At 56.1% G+C, this 23,190-nt stretch carries 16 protein-coding genes; 7 read left to right on the forward strand and 9 right to left on the reverse strand.

The window, feature by feature from the left end; genetic code table 11:
• Positions 1–24: 24 nt before the first annotated feature.
• Positions 25–642 (forward strand): HAD family hydrolase, encoded by a 618-nt coding sequence (locus ACIPR4_RS10270; RefSeq protein WP_013568598.1) that lies wholly within the window; start codon positions 25–27, stop codon positions 640–642.
• Here the strand turns inward: ACIPR4_RS10270 and ACIPR4_RS10275 are convergent.
• The 6 genes from ACIPR4_RS10275 to ACIPR4_RS10300 form a co-directional block, all read right to left on the reverse strand.
• Positions 639–1,850: a Gfo/Idh/MocA family protein gene (locus tag ACIPR4_RS10275; RefSeq protein WP_013568599.1), complete on the reverse strand. Its 1,212-nt coding sequence runs from the start codon at positions 1,848–1,850 to the stop codon at positions 639–641. The two genes, ACIPR4_RS10270 and ACIPR4_RS10275, sit on opposite strands and share 4 nt — an antisense overlap.
• Positions 1,851–1,951: 101 nt before the next feature.
• A complete protein-coding gene (locus tag ACIPR4_RS10280; protein WP_013568600.1) occupies positions 1,952–2,911 on the reverse strand; it encodes a sugar phosphate isomerase/epimerase family protein in 960 nt (319 codons plus the stop codon).
• Between the two features lie 128 nt (positions 2,912–3,039).
• Positions 3,040–6,543 carry a TonB-dependent receptor gene (locus tag ACIPR4_RS10285; protein WP_013568601.1) on the reverse strand — a complete coding sequence of 1,168 codons (3,504 nt, stop codon included), beginning with the start codon at positions 6,541–6,543 and terminating at the stop codon, positions 3,040–3,042.
• Positions 6,544–6,810: 267 nt separating this feature from the next.
• Positions 6,811–8,142, reverse strand: a complete 1,332-nt coding sequence (locus ACIPR4_RS10290) for an alkaline phosphatase family protein (RefSeq protein WP_013568602.1) — start codon at positions 8,140–8,142, stop codon at positions 6,811–6,813.
• Between the two features lie 98 nt (positions 8,143–8,240).
• Positions 8,241–9,281: a ribonucleotide-diphosphate reductase subunit beta gene (locus tag ACIPR4_RS10295; protein WP_013568603.1), complete on the reverse strand. Its 1,041-nt coding sequence runs from the start codon at positions 9,279–9,281 to the stop codon at positions 8,241–8,243.
• A gap of 90 nt (positions 9,282–9,371) precedes the next feature.
• Complete coding sequence (locus ACIPR4_RS10300; RefSeq protein ID WP_013568604.1) at positions 9,372–11,819, reverse strand: ribonucleoside-diphosphate reductase subunit alpha; 2,448 nt, start codon at positions 11,817–11,819, stop codon at positions 9,372–9,374.
• Between the two features lie 564 nt (positions 11,820–12,383).
• Between ACIPR4_RS10300 and ACIPR4_RS10305 the strand changes: the two genes are divergently transcribed.
• Entirely contained in the window at positions 12,384–14,132 is a 1,749-nt protein-coding gene (locus tag ACIPR4_RS10305; RefSeq protein WP_013568605.1) for a thiamine pyrophosphate-dependent enzyme, read from the forward strand.
• 100 nt (positions 14,133–14,232) lie between these two features.
• Complete coding sequence (locus tag ACIPR4_RS10310) at positions 14,233–14,844, forward strand: D-sedoheptulose-7-phosphate isomerase (protein WP_013568606.1); 612 nt, start codon at positions 14,233–14,235, stop codon at positions 14,842–14,844.
• 82 nt (positions 14,845–14,926) lie between these two features.
• Here ACIPR4_RS10310 and rfbA read toward each other — a convergent pair whose 3' ends face one another.
• The 3 genes from rfbA to rfbC are packed head-to-tail and all read right to left on the reverse strand — an operon-like array spanning position 14,927 to position 17,506.
• A complete protein-coding gene (rfbA, locus tag ACIPR4_RS10315; RefSeq protein WP_013568607.1) occupies positions 14,927–15,802 on the reverse strand; it encodes a glucose-1-phosphate thymidylyltransferase RfbA in 876 nt (291 codons plus the stop codon).
• Positions 15,799–16,914, reverse strand: coding sequence for a dTDP-glucose 4,6-dehydratase (gene rfbB / locus ACIPR4_RS10320; protein ID WP_013568608.1), 1,116 nt, complete (start codon positions 16,912–16,914; stop codon positions 15,799–15,801). Before rfbB ends, rfbA begins: the two co-directional genes overlap by 4 nt.
• Complete coding sequence (gene rfbC, locus ACIPR4_RS10325; protein WP_013568609.1) at positions 16,907–17,506, reverse strand: dTDP-4-dehydrorhamnose 3,5-epimerase; 600 nt, start codon at positions 17,504–17,506, stop codon at positions 16,907–16,909. Before rfbC ends, rfbB begins: the two co-directional genes overlap by 8 nt.
• Positions 17,507–17,692: 186 nt before the next feature.
• Between rfbC and ACIPR4_RS10330 the strand changes: the two genes are divergently transcribed.
• The 4 genes from ACIPR4_RS10330 (at position 17,693) to glgX (ending at position 23,057) form a co-directional block, all read left to right on the forward strand.
• The gene (locus ACIPR4_RS10330) at positions 17,693–18,511 is read left to right on the forward strand and encodes a polysaccharide deacetylase family protein (protein WP_222829273.1); all 819 of its coding nucleotides are present in this window, start codon (positions 17,693–17,695) and stop codon (positions 18,509–18,511) included.
• Complete coding sequence (locus ACIPR4_RS10335; RefSeq protein WP_222829274.1) at positions 18,495–19,808, forward strand: putative glycoside hydrolase; 1,314 nt, start codon at positions 18,495–18,497, stop codon at positions 19,806–19,808. Before ACIPR4_RS10330 ends, ACIPR4_RS10335 begins: the two co-directional genes overlap by 17 nt.
• 196 nt (positions 19,809–20,004) lie before the next feature.
• Positions 20,005–21,012, forward strand: a complete 1,008-nt coding sequence (locus ACIPR4_RS10340) for a VTT domain-containing protein (protein WP_013568612.1) — start codon at positions 20,005–20,007, stop codon at positions 21,010–21,012.
• Entirely contained in the window at positions 21,012–23,057 is a 2,046-nt protein-coding gene (glgX, locus tag ACIPR4_RS10345; protein ID WP_013568613.1) for a glycogen debranching protein GlgX, read from the forward strand. The genes ACIPR4_RS10340 and glgX overlap by 1 nt, the downstream gene beginning before the upstream one ends.
• Positions 23,058–23,190 lie beyond the last annotated feature (133 nt).

The raw sequence follows: 23,190 nt of genomic DNA on the forward strand, positions 1-23,190 counted from the left end.
AGCAAGGCGCAGTACGATAAGAGGATGAGTGAGTTACTTGCGGCTGGAAGCTTTGATGGCCTGATCTTCGATTGCGATGGAACGCTTGTCGACACAGCACCGGCCCACCTGGCGGCACTGAAAATCGCACTGGCGCGGGTGAAGCTGCATGTGGACGACGCGTGGTACTTCGAGCGTGTTGGACTTACGCCGGACGCCCTGCTGGACCAGTATGAAGATCACTACAGCAAACTTCCGGTCACTCGGCCTGATCTTCTGGCTCCTTACAACGTGGCGTTTCATGGAAGCTTGGAGGAGATGCGCGAAGTGCAGATCGTCGCGGACATGGCACGCGCCTGGCACGGGAAAGTGCCCATGTGCGTCGCCTCCAACGGGCAGAGATCAAACGTGCGGGCGAGTCTGACAGCCGTGGAGTTGCTTCCCCTGTTCGACTTCGTTGTAACGGTAGAGGACGTAGAACACGGCAAACCCGCACCGGATATTTTTCTGGAGGGGGCGCGCCGGATGAAGGTGGAACCCGCGCGATGCGTGGTTCTGGAAGACTCCGATGAAGGCCTGGAGGCTGCACGACGCGCAGGCATGCGCTCAATCGATGCGCGAACGATTTGGACGCCTTCGTGGAAGGCGTCCAGGCAAAGCTAAGCTCTCGGTCGGGGAATGGCTGTCTTCAGTTCGGTAAAGACAGCGTCATGCGCGACGGAACAGGCGATGGCGGATCGGTATCCCACATAAGCGTCCGCGAGCGGCTTTTGCTGCCCGCGAACACACTCGACGAACGAGCGACAGGCGGAGAGCGTGGGGTCTTCGTACTCCGTGATCGAAACTTTTTCGCCTTCACCGCGATACGGCATTTCGCCACCGGTGGAATACGAGGCGCCGGTTTCTACTCCTCGTTCCACGACGGTTTTGTTGGCCGGTGAGGGCGCGTTCGACTTTTTCTTTTCGTAAAAGAACGTGGCGTCCTCAATCGTGATCTGCACGCTGCCGCCGGTACCGTAGATCCAGAGTTCATTCGCGTTCTTCGCGTTGTCCGTAATGGAAGAGAAGACGAGTCTCCGGCCACGTGAGTATTTAAAGGTGGCCTGTACGTTGTCTCCCACCGTGCGCCCATCGTTGTAACGGCAGATGCTTGTGGTGCCGAGCACGCTTTCCGGTTGCTCCCCGAAGACCCAGTTTGCCATGTCGATGTGGTGCGAACCAAGTTCCGTGACCAGACCACCCGATGTCTCCCGGTAAAGACGCCAGTTGATGAGGTGTTCGAGCTTCTTGTCCGGATCAGGCGAAGGAACAGGACGACGCCAGTCGTTATTGCGATGCCAGTAGGCGTAGACGTGGGTCACGTCACCAATCTCACCTTTGGCGATACGACGCATGCTCTCCTGAATCCACGAGGCATAACGATACTGATGACCGACCTGGTAGATGGCTTTGCTGGCGAGGACCTCTGAGAGGATTTGCTGGCAGTCGTCGGGCGTAAAGCCCAGCGCCTTCTCTCCATAGACGGCCTTACCCGCTTTCACAGAGGCAATGACGTGTTCCGCGTGATACTTCAGTGGAGATGCGATGAGGACGGCATCGATGTCCTTGTGGCTGAGGAGTTCGCGGTAGTCCTTCGTATGCGGAATCTCTCTGCCTGCAAGCGTGTTGACCTGGGCAAAACGTGGTTCGTAGACGTCACAAACGGCTTGCAGGCTAACGCCGGGCACGTGGAGAAAATGGCGAAGGACTTCCTGTCCTCGGCTGCCGGGACCGATGACGCCAAGACGTACGGGTTTGGTGTCGGCCGCGAGAGTGCTTTTGAAGGCTACGCTGGCCAGAGCTGCCGATTGAAGAAAGGTACGACGATCCATTCGCAGAAACTCCCCAAGGGATAGGCACTTCTTGTAGCAATGAAAGGGACGGGCGAAAGCCCGTCCCTTTCACCATACAGGTTGTAAGGTTGCAGCTACGATTAGCAGGCGATTCCGGCTTTTACGAGCGCGGATTTTAAACCGGCCATACTCTCACGTGTGGAGGCTTCAGGACCATTCGGTCCATGCCAGTGGGTTTCGAGCGAAACACCATACTTATAGCCGTCCCGTTTGAACGCTTTGAACTGGCCAACCCAGTCAATGATGCCTACGCCAACAGGACGCCACTCGAACTTGCCACCGTCTTTACGCACGGTGTCCTTTACATGGCAGTGACCGATGCGATGCTTGGGGAGCTTGTCGTACTGGTTTGGATAGGGTGTCGCGTCCGCGAAGGTTGCGGCGTTGCCCGGGTCCCAGTTGAGCATGAAGTTCTTGTTTGGAATCGCCTGCAGGATTGCAAGAGCTTCTTCTCCAGTACCTGTATTGCAAGCCATCTCGTTCTCTATGACCAGGTTGACGTTCTGCTTTGCACACTTCTCTGCCGCTGCCGTAAGTTTGGCGTTGATGGTGGCCCGATAAGGCTTCTGGTCTTCGAGACGCCAGAAGTCGAAGCAGCGAATTTTATCTGTTCCGAAGGACTTTGCCAGGTCGATGCAGTGGTCCACAAGCGCGTCCTGCTTTTCGTAGTCGGCCTTGGCTTTAAACTCATCGCGGTGAGGACTTTCCTTGGAGCGCGGCGCTCCGGGAAGATCTACCTTAAAGAGAGGACTGGCAATGTCCGTGACACGAAGCTTGTATTTGAGGAGGATCTTCTTAGCTTCAGCCATCTGTGCAGCATTGAGGTCAGTAACGTTCGTTCCCCACATGCTGCGAAGCTCAATCCAGGAGAGACCGAAGTCGTTCGCCGCGACAGAGCAGGCGTGATCGAAGTCGGGCGAGATTTCGTCGTTGATCACGGCGAGTCGGAAGGGGCAGGTTGCGGCCATGGCCTTGAGTTGAGTTGCCATGAGTCCTGAGACAGCGGCTCCCGCGAGAAATCCGCGACGTGACGTAGACATTCTTAATTCCTCCAGAGGGACAAGAAAAGAGCTCGGGCCCATTCTGCCACATAAAGACGAGGTTTGGCTCGAGCAAAGAAAATCCTGCTGCGGAGAAGGGTCTCCGCAGCAGGATCGTCGGTTTGAGGTTAGAACTTGATGATCGCTGCGAGCTGCATCGCACGACCGCCGCCAATGCCGTTCACACCGGATCCACTACCGACCGTACTCGTGACCTGCCCGAAAGTCGTGCTGCCCTGCTGTACTCCAGGATTAGCCAGTTGAGGCGTATTGGAGAGCTGGAAGACATCGACGCGTGTTTCAAGGCTCCAGTCTTCGTGAATCTGGAAGGTCTTGAAGGCCGAGAGGTTGTCCTGAATGTAGCCGGGGCCATAGAACGTGTTGCGCCCTAGATTGCCGACTGTGACGCCCGAAACGATTGGGCAGGTAACTGTTGTAGAGGTTGCAGGGAGCAGACCTGCACAACCCGCTGGCGCAGCGAACTGTGTTGGATCGAACCACTGATTGCCAGTTCCCACACTATGAAGGACCTTGAAGGCGCCGACCAGATTCGCAGTCTGCGTCTGCCCAGAGGTATTGATGTTTCCTCCCGTTGTTGTCACAGTAAAGGGATTTCCAGAAACGATGGAGATGATGGACGAGAGTTTGAATCCACCGATCGCACGACCGAGGAAGCCACTGCTAAGAAAGCGCTTGCCAGGACCAATCGGAAGTTCATAAGTGAAGGATTGCTCCAGATTCAAACGGCGATCAAAGTCGTTTGGAGCATAGTTACGGCGAGGCTGAAGAGAGAACGTAAGAGCACCGTCGTCGCTGCTTTGGTATCCAAGACCCTTTCCGAAGGTAAAGGCCGTGGTGGAAGAAAAGCCTTTCGTCAGGCGACGTATGAGCTGCACCTGAAGAGACTGATAGTTGGTCGAATTTCCTTGAAATTGCTCTGTAACTGCTGCCGACTTACCGAACTTGATTTGTCCTGGATAGCAAGAGGTGCCGCAATTGAGCCTGTCGCCAAGGTTAATGTTTTGTGCGGTGGCGATATGAACCCCGTGGTTGCCCACGTAAGAAAGCTGCAGTGAGAAGTTTCCAGGAAGTGCCTGCTGTACGGCCAGGTTCCAGGAGTGGACATAGGGGTTATAGAAATCTTGAGGGACGAGAATTTCAGATTGTGCGAGCAAAGTTCCTGTAGCTGCAATGATTCCGTTGGAAGGAATAACTGGAGTAACCGGGGCTGGAAAGCCAGCCTGAAAGGTCACCGCAGCTCCAGCAACCGCGCCGGCACCCGTGCCAGTGCAAGAGAGCACCGCAGGGCCAAATCCAAGACCGCAGGCATTGTAGGAGTTATTTGACTTTACCGGGTAGTTATAAGCGTAGGTGTTATCGGGGAATGGCGTATAGCTGATGCCATAACCACCGCGCACCACTGTGCCTTCTGTGACGCGATAAGCGAACCCCGTCCGAGGAGCGAAATAGTTATAGCGCGTTTTTAACCCAAGGTTAGAAGGATTCCCACCTACTCCAGCAATCACGAGCTGATTGTTTGTGAAGTCGTAGTTAGAGAACCCTCCTGCTTTCGCTGGGGTTGCAGGAGGATAAAGCTCCCAGCGAACGCCAATATCAAGAGTCAGTTTCGGCGTCGCTTGCCATTTATCTCCGACGAAACCAAAGATCCACCATTGACGATATGCAGGAAAGTAGGTGACGATGTCACGCCCGGCAGTGCTTGGACGATCAAAGAGGAACGATGCCATGTTATTTGCGGCGTTTGTCTTTCCACCTGGGATGGAAGTTTGGTTTGCGTCGAAGGTAATCTGACCACGAGGGCTAAAGGTCTGGCCTTGAAGGAGCTCATCGCGAATGCGGCGAATGTCCGCACCAAACTTGAAGGTATGGTTGCCAATAATCTTGGTCCAATGATTGACGAAGTCGATATTCGCTTCGGCACGTATCCAGGGGATTGAAGCGGAATAGCCGAGGATAGGATTGCTGAATCCGCCGTTAAGAGTTACACCGATCTGACCGCTGGTAAAGGGATCGATATTTACGCCGGGAATTCCGGCGGTAGCTGCATCTTGCGTGCCGTAGTCGCTCGGCTGCGCATCGTTGCGATAGTGCGCGACACCAATGCGGGCCTCGGTGAGTAAGCTCGAAGAGAACGCACGGTCATAGTTCACACCAACGCTATATCCATTCTGCTTTCCGTTCGCTGCAAAGCCGCCATTGTTGCCAGGGCCACCTGCAAAGTTACTGAAGCTGGGAGCCTGGAAGACGTTGTTCCGCTGGCCGCTGTAGCGAGCGCTCAGATGATCCTTGCCGGACACCTGCCAATCGATCTTGCCGTCATAACTATCGACCTGTTTGCGGAATGGCGAGGCCACGGCATAGTTATTCGTTGGATTGGAATAGGCTGTGGTGTTCTGGTTCTCCGCAGGAATGAGTTTGAGCAGGTTGAGGGAAACCGCGTTCACTTTGCTGACAGGGATCTGATTGTTTGCGAAGGGTGTGCGGCCTGCGCCGGAGTTCTGATCGCCAGTGGTGGGATCATAGATCTGTCCGGTACCATCCGCCTTCAACAGATCGCTCAGATCGATATTGCCAGCGGCGTTTGGGGTGTAGTACTTACGGAAGGGGATATTGAGGATGTTTGCCGTTGCTTCGTGGTCCTCTGTACGGAAGTAATCGGCGAAGAAGAAGAGCTTGTCTTTGATGATCGGCCCGCCGAAGGTGCCACCGAAGTAGTTATAGGCGACATGGCCCTTCGTGCTGTTGAAGCGCGATTTCGCATTGAATTCACTGTTCTGCAGGTACTCCGAAGCGCTTCCGTGAAATCTATTGGTTCCGGATTTCAGGGTGACGTTCACGACGGCACCGATCGCACGACCAAGCTCTGCTTCGAAGTTATTAGTAGAGATGTCGACTGTTTGAATGGCATCGGCCGGAGGAATGATGATCTGAAGAAGGCCGGTGCGTTCGTCGTCGTCCACGCCTTCGATCTGGTAGCTGTTGCCCATACGTGGCGTGCCGTTGACCTGCGTTTGCAGCGAACTCTGAGCGTTGAAAAACTGCGAGTGCTGGAAGCTGGCAGGCGTCGTTCCAGGGATGAGATTCAAGAGTCCCTGAAAGTTACGATTCGTTGCAAGGGGAAGATTCTCCAGCTTCTCCGCTTCCAGCTTTGTGCTTACGTCCGCACGATCTGTTTGTAGAAGTGGAATCTGATCCGTGACCGTGATGGTATCGCTCACAGCGCCGGGCTGGAGCTCAAAGTCCACACGCGTAGTCGTGTTGACGACTACATCAAGCGTGGGTCTTGTCTCGCGGCGGAAGCCCGGTGCTTCGACAGTGATCGAGTAAGTGCCGGGCGCGAGGTTCGGAATGGAATAGTTGCCGCTTCCGTTGCTCAGTGCTTCGTGCGGAATGTTAGTTGACAGATCCACGACGACAATTTTGGCATTCGGTGTCGCTGCACCTGCTTTGTCTGAGACAGTTCCAACCAGAGTGGCAGAAACTGTTTGTGCGTGTGCGTTACTTGCAACTCCCAGACTAAGCACTGCAGCGCATAAGAGAAGCAAACCGCAGAGTGCGCGGAGGGCCAATCTGAACGCAGGGATTTCTTTGGTATTTCGAACTTGTTGCATCGTGTGCCCCTTTAAGTTGTGGTCCCTATCTATTCCGTGCCCGGTGTGGACGGGAACGGTTGTGCACCTTCGCGCACCCCACGCCATTCGCTCCGTGAAAATCGGATATCTTTTGGCTGGGAAAAAATAGGCTCACAACATCAAAGGTGTCAACTCTTTCTGAAGAAAATTTTCACTCTTGCGAAACTTTTGAAGAGTTAAGCACGTCGCTTGTGGGCGTCGAAAGGCCTGCCTCTTGTCGAGGCAGGCCTTTGGTTTGAACAGCGATTATCGCAGGATCGACGAGAGAGGCTTTCCTTGTACATTTTCCAGCTTGACGCCAAGCAAGACAGCGATGGTTGGAGCAACGTTCAGATTCGGAAAGGAGGGGATCTCGCCGGAGGGCTTGATTCCTTTTCCTGCCGCGATGAAGATCTCCTGCATCAGCGGGTTGGTGTTGGGATATCCATGCGCGCCAGCCTGAGGCACATCGGAGATGGCAGGCGAAGTATCTCCGCCCGCGAAGGCGTAGTCGTCCATCGCGTAAGCGATCAGATCCGGAGCCTGTGAGGACATTGCGGGGGTCGGAAGGCCTTCCGCAGCGTAGTGGTCCGGAGTCGCGACAGAGCGAACCCCCGGCTTGCCTTCGTAGGCTGCTTTCAGCTTGTCTGTCATTGCCTGCGAGGAATGTTTCGCGTAGATGAGGGCAAGGCCACCCTCGGGCATCGCGATGGCTTCGTCTGAGGTGATGCCCGCTTCGCGAAGGTAAGCGCTGGTCGCAATGTGATGGTGGAGGCTCTGCTGGCCATGATCGCTGACGATCAGGAAGGTCGTGCGATCTGTGTCGCCCGCTTCCCGCACGGCTTCGACAATCTTCTTCACGCAGCTGTCGAGGAACGCGATGGTAACGAAGCCGGCATCCGTACCGAAGCCGTAGTGATGCTCAGCACTATCGAGAGCGAGCAGGTGGAGCAACATGAGATTGGGGTGATGCTGCTTGATGATACGTACGGCGGCTTCGGTGTAAAGCTGATCGCGCCAGGCCTGGCTCTGACCACGATGAAAGTGCAGAAGATCATCATGCGACGCCACGCCAGCCTTAATCATGTCCTGCTCAACGGGGCCATCCACATCGGGATCCTCGTGAAAACGCCAGTTGATGCTGCTGGCGTGATAGATGGCCACCCAATCGACTTCTGCCGAGGTCATGCCAGCATCGTGTGCGGCGTCGTAGACGGTAGGAACGGCGACGAGCTCAGACTTCGGCGCGTCGGCCCAGATCTTGGTTGCTTTCGAGCCTGGGGTGCGCTGGTTCTGGATGAGACCGTTCGCAAGTACGTGATGCAGAGCGGGCGTGTCTCCTGTCACCATGGCGGTGTGGTTAGGCCAGGTAACGGTCGGGTTGACCGGCTGCATGGAACGCGCATACGCGCCTTGCTTCATGAGCATGCGCAGTGTGGGAGCGGGGATGTTGGGATCGCGCAGCGACTCGGCACCGAAAGCATCAAGACTGATGACAACAACCATAGGCTTGGGGCGATCGACCTTTTCCTGTGCGTTGAGAGTGGTGGCAGCAAAAAGAATGCCCAGAAGAGCCAAAGCAGTTCGTGCAGTATTCACGTGTTTAACTTCTCCCCTTGTTCGAAGGCAAGGATACCAAACGCAAATGACGCTCCGATGAACGGAGCGCCATTTGATTGAGGTAGATGGGAGTGAATTTAGAAGTCTTCGCCGAACTCAACCTCGCCCGGAACAGCGGTCTGGTACGCGGAGACACGGCGCTCGAAGAAGTTGGTCAACTCCTGTACGTCCTGAAGTTCCATGAAGCTGAAGGGGTTTTTTGCGTTGAAGTGAGCACCGATGCCGAGGCGTTCGAGACGAGAATCAGCCACGTAACCGAGATACTGACGCATATCGCGCACCGAAAGACCGGCTACACCGCCGCTGAGCAGATCTTCAGCGAACTGAGCTTCCGCATCAATCGCTTCTTCCATCATGACGACGACCTGACGCTCAAGCTCCGTGTCCCAGAGATCGGGCTCCTGTGCACGCACAACCTGCACCACTTCGAAGGCGAACTCAAGATGCGCGCTCTCGTCGCGGAAGACCCAGTTGGTTCCCGAGGCGAGACCGTGGAGCAGCCCCTTGGAGCGGAAGAAGTAGACGTAGGCGAAGGCCGCGAAGAAGAAAAGACCTTCGATGCAAGCAGCAAAACAGATGAGGTTGAGAAGGAACTGGCGGCGATGCTCCTTGGTCTCAAGCTGATCGAGCTGCTGGATGCTGTCCATCCACTTCATGCAGAAGTCGGCCTTCTTGGAGATGGAAGGGATGTTTTCCACCGCAGCGAAGGCGGCGTTGCGCTCTTCTGGTTCCGGGATGTAGTTGTCCAGAAGCGTGAGATAGAACTGCACGTGCACAGCCTCTTCAAACAACTGTCGCGAGAGGTAGAGACGCGCTTCGGGCGAGTTGATGTGCTTGTAGAGGTTGAGCACGAGGTTGTTCGAAACGATCGAGTCGCCAGTTGCGAAGAAGGCGACGAGGCGCTGAATGGTGTGGATCTCTGCGGGCGTGAGGCGCTGCTTGAGATCGACGAGATCGGTCTGGAAGTCAACTTCTTCCACGGTCCATGTGTTCTTGATGCCGTCGCGGAACATGTCATAGAACTGCGGATAGCGCATGGGGCGCAGGGTAAGGCAGAGACCTGGATCGAGGATCGTAACGGGAGAGGTGACGGAAGAGTGCAGAACTTCTGAGGACATAAAAGGAGAACTCCTTACAAGTGAGGCAGAGGTGAGGGTGAAAGAAAGGATGTAGCCGCGACCCTCCTCGCGGCTACATCATCGATTCGCTTACGAGCAGGCTTCGCAGCTCTCGGGGTTCTCAAGTGAGCAAGCGATCGCTTCCGCGTCAGCTACCTTCGGCCTCGAAGCGGTGTCTGCCAATGCGGCGGAAGCCGCAGCAGCCTTGGAGACCGTGGTCTTCGAGATCTTCGTCGCCGGACGCGAACGGAGGTAGTAGGTGGTCTTCAGACCACTCTTCCAGGCATGCATGTACATGGAGGAGAGGCGGCCGATGTTCGGTGATTCTGCAAAGAGGTTGAGCGACTGCGACTGGTCGATGAAGGCGTTGCGATCACGCGCCATATCGATGAGCGAACGCATGGGCACTTCCCAAACCGTGCGATAGACGGCGCGAAGATCTTCCGGCAGGTCTTCCATGGCCTGTACAGAACCCTCGGACATCTTCATGCGCACGCGCATCTCTTCCGTCCACATGCCGCGCTGCTTCAGCTCTTCGATCAGGTAACGGTTGACCTGAAGGAACTCGCCGGAGAGCGTCTCACGCTTGAAGAGGTTGGAGATCTGCGGCTCGATGCACTCATAGCAGCCGACGATGGAAGCAATCGTTGCCGTGGGTGCGATCGCGATGAGTAGCGAGTTGCGAATACCCGACTTCAGAATGCGTTGACGGAGAGCATCCCAACGCTCTGGATCTGCAGGCTTGACGTTCCAGAGGTCGAACTGGAACTCACCCTTGGCCAGACGGGTCTCATCGAAGGAAGGATGCTTCCCTTCCCGCTCTGCAAGCTCCACACTCGCGAGTACTGCGTAGTAGTAAATCTCTTCCTGGATCTTGGTCGAGATCGCCAATGCCTCGGGAGAGTCGAACGGAATCCGCATCTGGAAGAAGACATCCTGCAGGCCCATCACGCCCAGGCCAACGGGACGCCAGCGAGCGTTCGCGCTGGCTGCCTGCGGTACCGGATAGTAGTTGATGTCGATCACACGATCCAGCATGGGAACGGCAATCCGCACGGTGTTGGCCAGCTTCTCGAAGTCGAACTTGCCTTCGGGCGTGACATGACGGGCGAGATTGACCGAGCCGAGATTGCAGACAGCGGTCTCGTCCTTCGACGTCACTTCCGTGATCTCGGTGCAGAGGTTCGAGAGATGCACCACGTTGCCCGGCTTGCCGGTCTGGTTGTTCTTGATGTTGCAGGCGTCCTTGAAGGTCATCCAACCATTGCCGGTCTCGGCGAGCGAACGCATCATGCGCATGTAAAGATCGCGGGCCTTGATCTGGCGGTGGTACTTCTTGTCCGTTTCCGCCTGGATATAGGCTTCTTCGAACTCCTTGCCGTAGAGATCGGGGAACGTCGGGACTTCCTTCGGGTCGAAGAGCGACCAGATGCCGTCCTCGTCCACGCGCTGCATGAAGAGATCCGGGATCCAGTTGGCGAGATTCAAGTTGTAAGTACGGCGAGAGAGATCACCCGTGTTCTCACGGAGTTCAAGGAAGCTCTCGATGTCCGCATGCCACGGCTCGAGGTAAACGCAGCAGGCGCCCTTGCGCTTACCGCCCTGGTTCACTGCGGCAACGGAGGAGTCCAGCGTACGGAGCCAAGGAACGATACCGTTCGAGAGGCCGTTGGTGGCGCGGATGAGCGAACCCTCCGACCGCACACGATGGAAGGCTAGACCAATGCCGCCTGAGAACTTCGAAAGCAGAGCCACGTTCTTGTAGGTGTCGTAGATCGAATCCAAAGAGTCGAGCGGCGAATCATGCAAATAGCAGCTCGACATCTGGGCATGCTTGGTGCCGGAGTTGAAGAGAGTCGGCGAACTGGGCATGTAATCGTGGCTGGCAATCAGGTTGTAAAACTCGATGGCCTCGTGCGGCGTTCCGGCAAGACCGCAGGCGACGCGCAGGAAGAAGTGCTGCGGAGTCTCGATTACCTTGCGGGAAATAGGGTCGCGCAGAAGGTAGCGGTCATACACCGTGCGCAGGCCGAAGTACTCGAAACGATCCGAGAGCTCGTCGTTGATGGCGTGGTTGAGCTTGCGCATGTGCGTCTGCACAAACTCTGCTGTAGCCTTGCTGACGACGCCTTCCTGATAGCCGTAGCTGATGGACTGCGAGAAGCTGTGCAGATTCTGGCCAACCACTTCCTTCATGATGGTGCCGAGGAGAAGGCGAGCGGCGAGCTTGGAGTACTGTGGCTCTTCCGCGATGAGGCTGGCTGCGGTGTCGATCGAGATGGAATCGAGTTCGCGCGTGGTGGCGCCGTCATAGAGGCCCCCGATGGTCTTGGACGCGATGCGAATGGCGTCGACCTGGCCGAGACCGTGGGCATTGCGTTGGACTGCGCGGACGATCTTGTTGACGTCCACTGGCTCCAGCGCTCCATTGCGCTTGCGGACACCCATGGTGGGCATCTCTTCACGCGCGGGGAAACTGGGGGTCAGGTCAGAGAGGCTCGTCTGGATCTGGTTATGATTTGTTGTCGTCGCGGCCATCTGTAATGCTCCTGTCCCCGGCGTTCTGCCGAGGGGGGTGAAATGTCTGTCCAACAGCAAGCGGCAAACAACAAAAGTACCGCTGAAGGACCTATGCAGTCCCGTGGAAAAACGGGGCCGAAATTGGGTCTGTCGTACTTGTTGCTTTACCTCCGCCGTGACGTAAGGAATGGGAACTTTTCCTCTCCGTCGCGCCCCATCCGTTCGGGGTAGCTATTGGAAGTAGACCCACTCTATCTTGTGGCTACCACCAGCGCAAGCGCTTTGCGTTGTGGATTTAATGATAACTGATTAGGCACCTTCCCTGCTTCTCCTAACCCTTTATTTCTCAGAATTGAGGGTCGCTTTCCCACAGAATCTCGCTCGTCTGAAACTTCACCATTTCCAGTGCAAATTGCTCCATCATAAGGGACTTTCGGGACTAGCACGAACGGCTCGACTTGCGTCCAACAAAGCGCCACATCCAGAAAATGGACACATCCTATGCCCCGTGGAATGACGTCTTAACCCTCGTGAAGCGGTGATGTGGATCGCAGTACTTAAGTTTTTTCCAGGAGATGAATCATGGACGCTTCGGATGCTCTGGTAGAACGGCTGATCGCATGGGGAGTGGACACGATTTTTGGCCTGCCGGGGGATGGGATCAACGGCGTCATGGAAGCATTGCGAAAAAAGCAGGACAAGATCCGCTTCATACACGTGCGGCATGAGGAGTCGGCTGCCTTCATGGCCTGCGCGTATGCCAAGTTCACAGGTCGGCTCGGCGTCTGCCTTGCTACTTCGGGGCCTGGTGGAATCCATCTTCTGAATGGTCTCTACGACGCAAAACTGGACGGGCAGCCCGTGCTGGCCATCACCGGGATGCAATACAACGATGTGACCAGCACCTTTTCCCAGCAGGATGTAGAACTGGACAAAATCTTCATGGACGTTGCGGTCTATAACGCTCGCGTGATGAGTGCTCCGCATATGGAGCCGGTGGCGGACCTTGCCATCCGCTCGGCCATCGGCAAGCGAGGTGTGGCCCACATCACCATACCGATTGACGTCCAGCAACAGCCGGTCGGAAAGCAGGACCGTTCAGAGAGAAATATCCCGCATCATTCTTCCGCCAACTATGCGGTCAGTGGAAATATGCCTGCGATGAAGGACGTCTCGGCAGCGGCGCAACTGATCGGCAAGGGAAAGCGGATTGCGATTCTTGCTGGACGTGGAGCGCTGCATGCTTCGGCCGAAGTGATCGAATTAGCCGAAAAGCTAGGCGCGCCAATCATCAAACCACTGCTGGGCAAGGGTGTGGTGCCAGACGATTCGCCCTATACGACCGGCGGCATCGGTCTGCTGGGTACGGCAGCTTCGCAGGAAGCGATTGAGAACTGCGACACGCTGGTAATGATCGGCACCTCATTTCCCTACATCGAGTTCTTTCCCAAGCCGGGCGAGTGCAAGTGCATTCAGATCGATGCCGACGCGCAACGCATTGGGCTGCGCTATCCAGCCGACATCGGCCTGGTAGGAGACGCGCAGAAGACGCTTCAGGTCCTTCTTCCGATGCTGAAACGCAACGAATATCGCAGTTTTTTAAAGGACGCACAGAAGGACATGGAAGCGTGGCGCAAGACGATCGAAGCGGAAGGCACAAGTCGCGCTACACCGATGAAGCCGCAGGTAGTCGGTTGGGAGCTTGGCAAACACGCCAGCGAAACCGCCATTGTGGTCGCGGACAGCGGAACGAATACAACTGTCTGGGCGCGCTATATGCGGGCCAAGGCCGGGCAGATGCACTCCTGTTCCGGTACGCTGGCGAGCATGGCCTGTGGTCTTCCCTATGCGATTGCTGCGCAAATTGCCTTTCCTGAGCGACAAGTGATCGCCGTAATCGGAGATGGCGGCTTCACGATGCTGATGGGCGAGATCCTGACGGCGGTAGCGTACAAGCTGCCGATCAAGATTGTGATCATCAAGAACAACTCGCTGGGGCAGATCAAATGGGAGCAGATGGTCTTTCAGGGAAATCCTGAGTATCAGTGCGACCTGATGCCCATCGACTTCGTTGCGCTGGCGAAGGCTGTGGGCGCGAACGGAGTTCTCGTTGACGATCCAAACACCGCAGGAGAGCAGATTGCGGCAGCCCTTGCAATGCCCGGACCGGTCATTATTGAGGCCGTCGTCGATCCTTTGACGGCGATGCTTCCGGCAAGAATCACAGCGAAACAGGCTTTGAAGTTTACTGAGGCGCTGGTGCGCGGAGAACCTAACCGTGTGAAGATCGCGCTGACTGCGGCTGGGGACACGGTGCGGCAGATCATTTAACCGAAAGCAGATCCCTCGATTCGCTACGGGATGACAAAAAAAGAGAGTCGCACTATGCGCGATAAGATTGGTGCTGATGCATAACGGAGATTCTTTGCGGATGAAGGACCTGGTCCAGGAACAGCTTGCGCGCAGCATTGCAGTGATGCAATCCGTTCTGGCTGACGATACGATTGCGGACGCAGTCGTGCGCGCCGGTGAATTTACGGCGAAGGCGATGAAGAGTGGCCGCAAGCTGATGATTGCTGGCAATGGTGGATCGGCTGCGGACGCGCAACATCTTGCTGGAGAGTTTGTCTGCCGTCTTACGGTAAATCGACCGGCACTGCGTGCGATTGCACTCACCACGGACAGTTCGATCATGACCGCCGCCGGGAACGATTACGGGTATGTGCACGTCTTCGAGCGGCAGATCGAGGCCCTTGGTCAGGAGGGCGACGTCTTCTTAGGCATATCGACCTCGGGTAACTCTCCCAACCTGATGAAGGCCCTGGAAAAGTGCCGCGAGATGGGCATCCTGACGGTCGGCTACACCGGCAACGGCGGAGGCACAATGGCTGCGCTCTGCGATATCAACGTCATCATCCCGTCGGGCGTGACGATGAATATCCAGGAGTCACATCTGGCACTGGAGCATATTTTTTGCATGGTGGTGGAGCGGGCTTACTTTGGGCCTGAGTTCGGCAGGGAGCCTCAGATTCTCAGCGAGTAGTGATGAAGCGCAGGCATCTCGAAACAGATCCCTGCGCTTCGTTAGGGGATGACAAAAGTAGGCAAGCCCGTTGAGAGTTTGCCTAGTAAATGCTGTCTTCCAAGAGCCGAAGCAGGTATTGTCCATAGCTGCTTTTCGCAATAGCGCTGGCGAGGCTCTTGAGCTGTTCTGCGTCAATATAGCCGAGGCGATAGGCGATCTCTTCCGGACAACTCACCTTCAAACCCTGCCGGTTCTCGATTACGTGAATGAAGTTCGAAGCCTCCTGCAGAGACTCGTGCGTTCCGGTGTCAAGCCATGCCATGCCGCGCCCCAGGATCTCTGTACGCAGTGTTCCCTGCTCCAGATACCGGCGGTTGACGTCGGTGATCTCCAGCTCGCCACGCGGAGAGGGTTTAAGCGACTCCGCGATCTCTACGACCTGAGCGTCGTAAAAATAAACTCCCGTAACGGCGTAGCGGCTCTTCGGATGAAGCGGCTTCTCTTCCAGTGAGATCGCTTTCCGGTTGGCATCGAACTCCACGACGCCATAACGCTCTGGGTCCTGAACGGGATACGCAAAGACGGTTGCACCAGAGGTCAGTTTGGCACTCTGGCGAAGCAGTGGAGCGAGATCATGACCGTAGAAGATGTTGTCGCCGAGGACGAGGCAGCAGCCCTCGCCAGCAAGAAACTCCTTGCCGATAAGAAAGGCCTGCGCCAGACCGTCCGGCGACGGCTGAACAGCGTACTCGATCTTGATCCCCCACTGCGTTCCATCTCCCAGAAGTCGTTCGAAAAGAGGAGTGTCGAGCGGCGTGGAGATGAGGAGGATCTCCTGGATACCCGCCAGCATGAGCGTGGAGAGCGGGTAGTAGATCATCGGTTTGTCGTACACAGGCAGAAGCTGCTTGGAGATGGCCCTGGTCACCGGGTGAAGCCGGGTTCCTGACCCGCCGGCGAGAATAATTCCCTTCATCTTGAACTGCCTCCAGCATCCTGCATGGTGCGTGTTTCCACCGCTCTTGCGGCGTAGTTGCGGTCAATCCAGTTCCGGTAGGCCCCGCTGGTAACCTCTTCGATCCACTCGGGATGCTCGAGATACCATTGCACGGTCTTCCGAAGTCCGGTATCGAAGCTCTCCTGGGCACTCCAGCCGAGTTCATCTTCCAGCTTGCGCGCGTCAATGGCATAGCGACGATCATGGCCTGGACGGTCCTGTACAAACTGGATCAGCTCCCGACGGAGAGCGCGGGACGACGATGGTGCAAGCTCGTCCAAAAGGTCGCAGATTCGGTGAACCACATCGAGGTTCGTCTGCTGGTTCCCTCCGCCGACGTTGTAGGTCTCGCCCACCTTTCCCTTTTCCAGAACGGCATCGATAGCGCGACAATGATCGAGCACGTAGAGCCAGTCGCGAACCTGCTGGCCGTCGCCGTAAACGGGGAGAGCCTTTCCGGCAAGAGCGTTCGCAATCGTGAGCGGAATCAGCTTTTCCGGAAACTGCAGCGGCCCGTAGTTGTTCGAGCAGTTCGTGATCAGCGCAGGCAGACCGTAGGTATGAAACCAAGCCCGCACCAGATGATCGCTGCTCGCCTTGGAAGCGGCGTAGGGGCTGTTGGGAGCAAAGGGAGTCAGCTCATGGAAGGGAGCGTCGTTCGGGCCGAGGGTTCCGTAGACTTCATCCGTCGAGACATGCAGAAAGCGGAAGTGATCTTTCTCGAATCCCTCAAGCTGGTCGTAATAGGTTCGTGCCGCTGTGAGCATGACAAAGGTGCCATCGATATTGGTCTTCAGGAAGGCTTCCGGTCCCAGAATGGAACGGTCCACGTGGCTTTCCGCAGCGAAATGAACGATGGCGCGTGGCTTGTATTCGTTGAGAAGCTGCTGGACCAGGGCGAGATCGCCGATGTCTCCATGTACAAAGATATGTCTGGGATCATCCACAACGGACGCCAGATTACCGAGATTGCCTGCATAAGTCAGCTTGTCGAGATTGACAACACTCCCGCCGGACTGAGCGAGCCGATAGAGGACGTAGTTTGAGCCGATAAATCCGGCACCGCCGGTGACGAGGATCGTATCAGGCATGAATACGCTCCTGGCTTGGGGCCTCAGCGGGCGGGAGTTCGGCAGAGTTGAGAAAAGGTGCGACTGTGTCTTTTGCACTCACGATAGGCTCCAGGCCATCCAGTTCCGCCAGGGGCCATTCGATAGCGATCTCCGGATCGTTCCAGCGGACCGCCCGATCGCCCTGGGGAAAGTAGTGATTCGTTGTTTTGTAGAGAAGCTCGGCGGTCTCCGACAATACCAGAAAACCGTGACCGAAGCCTTCAGGAATCCACAGCATCTGCAGCTTTCCTTCGCTGGTCAGGGGGCGAAGGTGAAATCCAGCCCATTTGCCGAAATCCGGCGACGTGCGGCGCAAGTCAACGGCAACGTCCCAGATGTGTCCGGAGACGCAGCGCACCAACTTACCCTGGGGCTGACCGAGTTGATAGTGTAATCCGCGCAGAACACCGCGCTGCGACATCGACTGGTTATCTTGAACGAAGTCGGAAGGAAGTCCCTGTTCGCGGAAGCTTCTTGCGTTGAAGGCTTCCGCGAACCAACCTCTGCCATCCCGGTGAAGCGTAGGCTCAATAAGTTTGACGTCACGAAGGGGTGTATCCAGTAAAAGCATCCCCTTAGTGTAAAGGGATGTGAGGAGAACATGTTTCCGCTTTGCTTCTCATGCTGCACGTGATAGAAATTTTTCTCCCCCTGAACTAGCCGCGGTTTCTTCTTCGCATGGCCAGAGCTATTTCAGGTCTACGTGTTCTATCCTCATCCACCTTCCCAACGTATGCCCCTGAAAGACGGCCCACCGTTGAACCTCCGCACCAGCAACAGAGTCTTCCTCGCCTTCGTTTTTTTGACGTCTTTTGCTTTAGCCACGCACTCGCAGACAATCCCAACCGGTATTCCCGTACTGGCCTATCACCGCTTCGATCCAACGACTCCTGCCGCAACGACGGTTACCACTGCAACCTTCGAATCGCAACTCGCTTTCCTGGCAGAGCACCACTACACGATAGTGCCGCTAGAACGAGTCGTTGAGGCCGTTTTACGCAAGACACCGCCTCCCAGGACCCTTACGCTTGCGATTACCGTAGATGACGGCCATCGCTCTGTCTATACCGTGCTGTTTCCTCTGATCAAGCAGCATCACATCCCGGTGACGCTCTTCATTTATCCCTCGGCCATTTCCCACGCCCCCTATGCGCTTACCTGGGACCAGCTCAAAGAGATGCATGCCTCCGGACTGGTGGACATCCAATCGCACACCTATTGGCATCCGGATTTCCGCCACGACAAGGCCCACCGCACCCCCTCCGACTACACGGCCTTTGTCCATTCGCAGCTGACGAAATCCCGTCTTAAGCTTGACGCGGAGCTTGGGACGCATATTACGCTGCTCGCTTGGCCCTATGGCATTCTCGATGCAGATCTGGAAGCGGCCTCCGCTCAGGACGGATATGTAGCCGCCTTTGGCTATTCCGGAGGGGTTGCTCGTGCCGGAGATGACCCCTACTCCATCCACCGTATCCCTGTCCCAAACTTCGCGCATGGTTTCGCCTTTGAGGCACTCCTGCGTGACGCACAAGCTCGTCCAGAAGGTAATTCTTCCCATGCCGGTCATGAGTAAGTCGCAGCTTCAGATCTTTGCCGCTCTTCCTTTGTTTTTTGTGGCGGCGTTGCTTCACGCCGCTGCCACCGTCCAGACGCGCATTGTCGACGCCACAACGAATCAGCCAGTGGCGGACGCTACCGTTACGGTGAACGGGAAGCTGCTTACGGCGGACGCCGCAGGCATCTATACGATTCCTGCGGAGGCGCAGTTCTTTGGAGCACGCGCGCCCGGATACCTGGCGGCGACCTTTGTCTCAGCAGATGCCGCGAAGAATGGCGGAACCTTTGGCCTCAAGCCCTTCGCCGTTAAGGCGCTCTATCTGTCGGAGTTTGGAGTCTCGTCCAGCATCATTCGCAACTCGGCGCTAGACATCATTCATCACGGCGGGGCCAATGCGCTGGTGGTGAATATTAAAAGCGATCACGGGCTGCTCGTCTATCCCAGCGAAATTCCCCTGGCGAAGTCGATTGGGGCGCGTAAGTTGACTACGATCAAATCCCTTACAGATCTGGTCAAAACCAACCACGCGCAGGGTATCTATATGATTGCCCGCATCGTCACATTCAAAGACGACCCGCTGGCAAACGCGCGACCCGATCTTGCCGTTCATCTGGAAGATGGAGCACTCTTCAGAGATCGCGAACACCTTTCCTGGACCGATCCCTTTCAGCCCGAGGTGCGCGCCTATAACATCGCCATCGCCGTGGAAGCGGCCAAGGCAGGCTTCGATGAGGTCCAGTTTGACTATGTCCGCTTTCCGGATGCAGCCACCAAGCTGAAGTTCAGTGGTCCCACCGACGAAGCGGGACGTGTGAAGGCCATTTCGGATTTCCTCGCTCAGGCGCATACGGCGCTGATTCCGTATAACGTCTTTCAGTCCGCTGACATCTTTGGCTATGTGCTCTGGAACACGAACGATACCGGCATTGGGCAACATCTGGAAGAGGTCGTAAAGATCGTGGACTACGTGTGTCCGATGCTCTATCCCTCCGGCTTCAAGTTCGGCATCCCGGGGCATCCCAAGCCAATGGCCTCGACGGATGACATCTACAACACCATTAAGCTGACGCTCGACAATGCGGAGAAGCGCACGCATGCCAACCCCAGGAAGTTTCGTCCATGGCTTCAAGCCTTCCGCGATTACGCCTTCGACAAGTTAGTCTTCGGCCCCACAGAGGTCTCCGCCCAGATCAGGGCTGCGACAGATGCCCACATGGATGGATGGCTGCTCTGGAATCCGCATAATCGGTACACTGGTATCGGTCTCGGCGAGACCAAAGCAGCTCCTTTAGCCACCCTGCCAGGACACTAAATCGTTCCCTTCAATCCTGGATTGATATAGCAACGAAGGTTCCGGGCACAAGACACGAGCTGCGGGAAGCCGCGGACAAGGCGCTCTACCCGGCGAACGCCGCAATATTGTTTGCTATACCGTTTAAGAGGGGTTGCTTCCTTCACCGACGCTCTTTGCGTACTGAAGCATGCCACTAGAATAGAGAGCAATCGCGATGAATGCTCTTTCCCAACTGACCTACACGAGTGTGTTTCTTGCGGTCTTCGCCCGGCAGCTCTGCCTGCCGGTTCCGGCACTGCTGTTCCTCATGACCGCAGGCGCGCTCTCCGCTCACGGCCATCTACATGTAAGCTTCGTGATTCTGGCCGGAGTTCTAGGCTGCCTTGCGGGTGACGGAGTCTGGTTCTGGCTGGGACGCCGCTGGGGAAGCCGAGTCATGCGTCTGGTCTGCCGTTTAAGCTCCGATCCGAAGCGCTGCTCGAAGAAAGCCCGAAACGTCTTCGACCGTTGGGGCCTGCGTGTCCTGATCGTGGCGAAGTTTGTTCCTGGCCTGGATGGAGTCACGCCTCCTCTTGCGGGTGCGGAAGGTTCTTCCGTAGCGAGTTTTTTGTTGTTTGACGGCATGGGTTCACTTCTCTGGTCCGCTGGCTACACTGCTCTAGGCTTTTTGTTTGCAGACCAGCTCGATCTCGCGATCCACGGCGCCGAACGGTTCGGAACCATCTTCGGCGCTGTGATTGGGATTCCCCTGCTCCTCTATATCAGCTGGCGCATCTTTATTATGGTGCGCATGATGCGACAGTTACGCCTCCATCGAATGAGTCCCGCTCTGCTGGACCAGAAGCTCCGAGCAGGCGAAAAGATTGCGGTCATAGATCTCCTCGACTTCGAAGATCGAGAACAGAACGAGGGAGGTATTCCAGGCGCTGTGCGTGCTAATCCCGCCAGACTCCGCACCGGACCAATCATTGTTGTTCCAGACGATGTGGAGATGGTTCTCTATTGTTCCTCGCAACGCGAGATCATCAGCGCCCGCGTCGCGATTGCCCTGCAGCATCGAGGTGTCCATAAAGTCTGGGTTCTGGATGGCGGATTGAAGGCGTGGCGAAGCCAAGGCTTCCCCGTGACCACAATGTTGAGCAGCGCTGAAGAGGTTGCGGAAAGACTGGGTATTCTCCTTCCTCCACCGCAAAGCTCCGTTCTGAGAAAGGAGATCGCCTGATGAAAGCCGGCAGCCCCTTTCCGTTGGGAGCCACCGTGACGGCTAACGGCGTCAACTTCAGCATCTTCTCTTCGCGCGCCCGTGCGATGCACCTTCTGCTCTTCGAAAATGAAGACGCAAAGACCGCAAGCCGTGTGATCGAACTCGCCCCCGAAACCAATCTCACCGGGCACTATTGGCACGTGGAGGTGCCGGACATCGGTGCCGGGCAGATTTATGCCTATCGTGCCGATGGCCCTTATGCACCGGGAGCAGGATCTCGATTTGATGGCGATAAAGTCCTGCTTGATCCTTATGGAAAAGCTGTCTGCGCCAAACACTACGACCGAGCGATGTCCTCCCAGCGCGGCGACAACGAGGCTTTTTCGATGAGGTCCGTCGTGGTGAACTTGCGGAGCTACGACTGGGAGAACGATCAGCCGCTTTCGCTTCCGTTTCAACAGATGGTGATCTACGAGCTACATGTTGCGGGATTTACGCGGCATCCAAACTCCAGCCTGCCGGAAAATAAACGCGGAACGTACGCCGGTTTGATCGAAAAGATTCCTTACCTGATAGAACTCGGCATCACGGCGGTGGAATTGATGCCGATTTTTCAGTTTGACCCGCAGGATGCCCCCGTTGGGCTACAAAACTACTGGGGATATAGCCCAATCAGCTTTTTTGCCCCACACCCCGGCTACAGCTCCGATCCGTCTCCTGTCGCGTGTATCAACGAGTTCCGCGACATGGTGAAGGCGCTTCACCGTGCCGGCATTGAAGTAATTCTTGACGTGGTTTATAACCACACCGCCGAGGGCGGGGCCGACGGGCCGACTCTATGCCTCAAGGGACTGGACAATCCCATGTACTACATCCTGTCTGAAGACCGAAGTAGCTACGCGGACTTCACGGGGACTGGAAACACGCTGAACGTCAACCAATCCGTTGTGCGACGCATGATCACCGACAGCCTTCGCTACTGGGTTTCGGAGATGCATGTGGACGGATTCCGCTTCGATCTGGCCTCTGTCCTTAGTCGTGACGAGAGTGGCCGACCGATCGTCAATGCTCCCATCACATGGGACATAGACTCAGATCCGGTGCTTGCAGGAACCAAGCTGATGGCCGAAGCGTGGGATGCGGGTGGACTCTACCAGGTCGGTTCCTTTTCCAAGGACCGCTGGAAAGAGTGGAATGGCAAGTTCCGTGACGATGTGCGCTCTTTCCTCAAATCGGATCGCGGCTCTGTCATGAATTTGAAGCAACGCCTTCTGGGAAGCCCGGACATCTATATGGAGAAGTTCCATCCACCGGAGCAGAGTATCAACTTCGTAACCTGTCACGACGGCTTCACGCTGAACGATCTTGTGTCCTTCAATGAGAAACATAATGAAGCCAACGGTGAAGAGAACCGGGATGGAACGTCCGACAACCGCTCATGGAACTGTGGCGAAGAAGGTCCAACGGAAAACGCAGAGATTGAGGCACTACGAGAACGGCAGATTCGCAATGCTTTTGCGCTCAATCTCATCTCCATCGGAACACCGCTTCTCCTGATGGGAGACGAAGTCAGGCGTACTCAGGGAGGAAATAATAATCCCTACTGCCAGAACAACGAGACAAGCTGGTTCGACTGGGATCTGTGCTCGAAGAACGCTGGTCTTCGGCGATTTGTTTCGATCCTAATCCGTATGCGAAGACACTTTGGGTCCTTAATTCATCAGCGCGACCTTTCGCTACGTGCGCTGTTGGAGCACGCCGAGATTGAATGGCATGGCGTGAAGCTCTTCAGCCCCGACCTTTCAGACGATTCGCATACGTTGGCCGCAACCGCGTATGTCGGTGGTGGCCCGGCGTTTCACCTGATGATGAACGCCTATTGGGAGCCGCTGCACTTTGCGATTCCGACGGCGAGGGAAAATGCGCGCTCATGGTTTCGGGTGGTCGACACATTTCAACCTTCTCCGCTGGACGTTCTGGAATCGCCGAGCGAGACGATTCTTGGTTGCACCTACTTGCTGCAACCAAGGTCGATCGTAGTTCTCGGTTCCCTGCCGAAATAGCGATGCAACCGCTTTCGACCAACATCAGCGCAATACTCTCCGGGAATAAAACCGCCCACCAAGGGTCGTTATTAGCAGAGCCGACTTCGATTCAGGCGTGGATGCTGAAATTCGAGATCGAGCCGACTCCCAG

This window comes from Terriglobus saanensis SP1PR4 (assembly GCF_000179915.2).
GTDB lineage: Bacteria > Acidobacteriota > Terriglobia > Terriglobales > Acidobacteriaceae > Terriglobus > Terriglobus saanensis.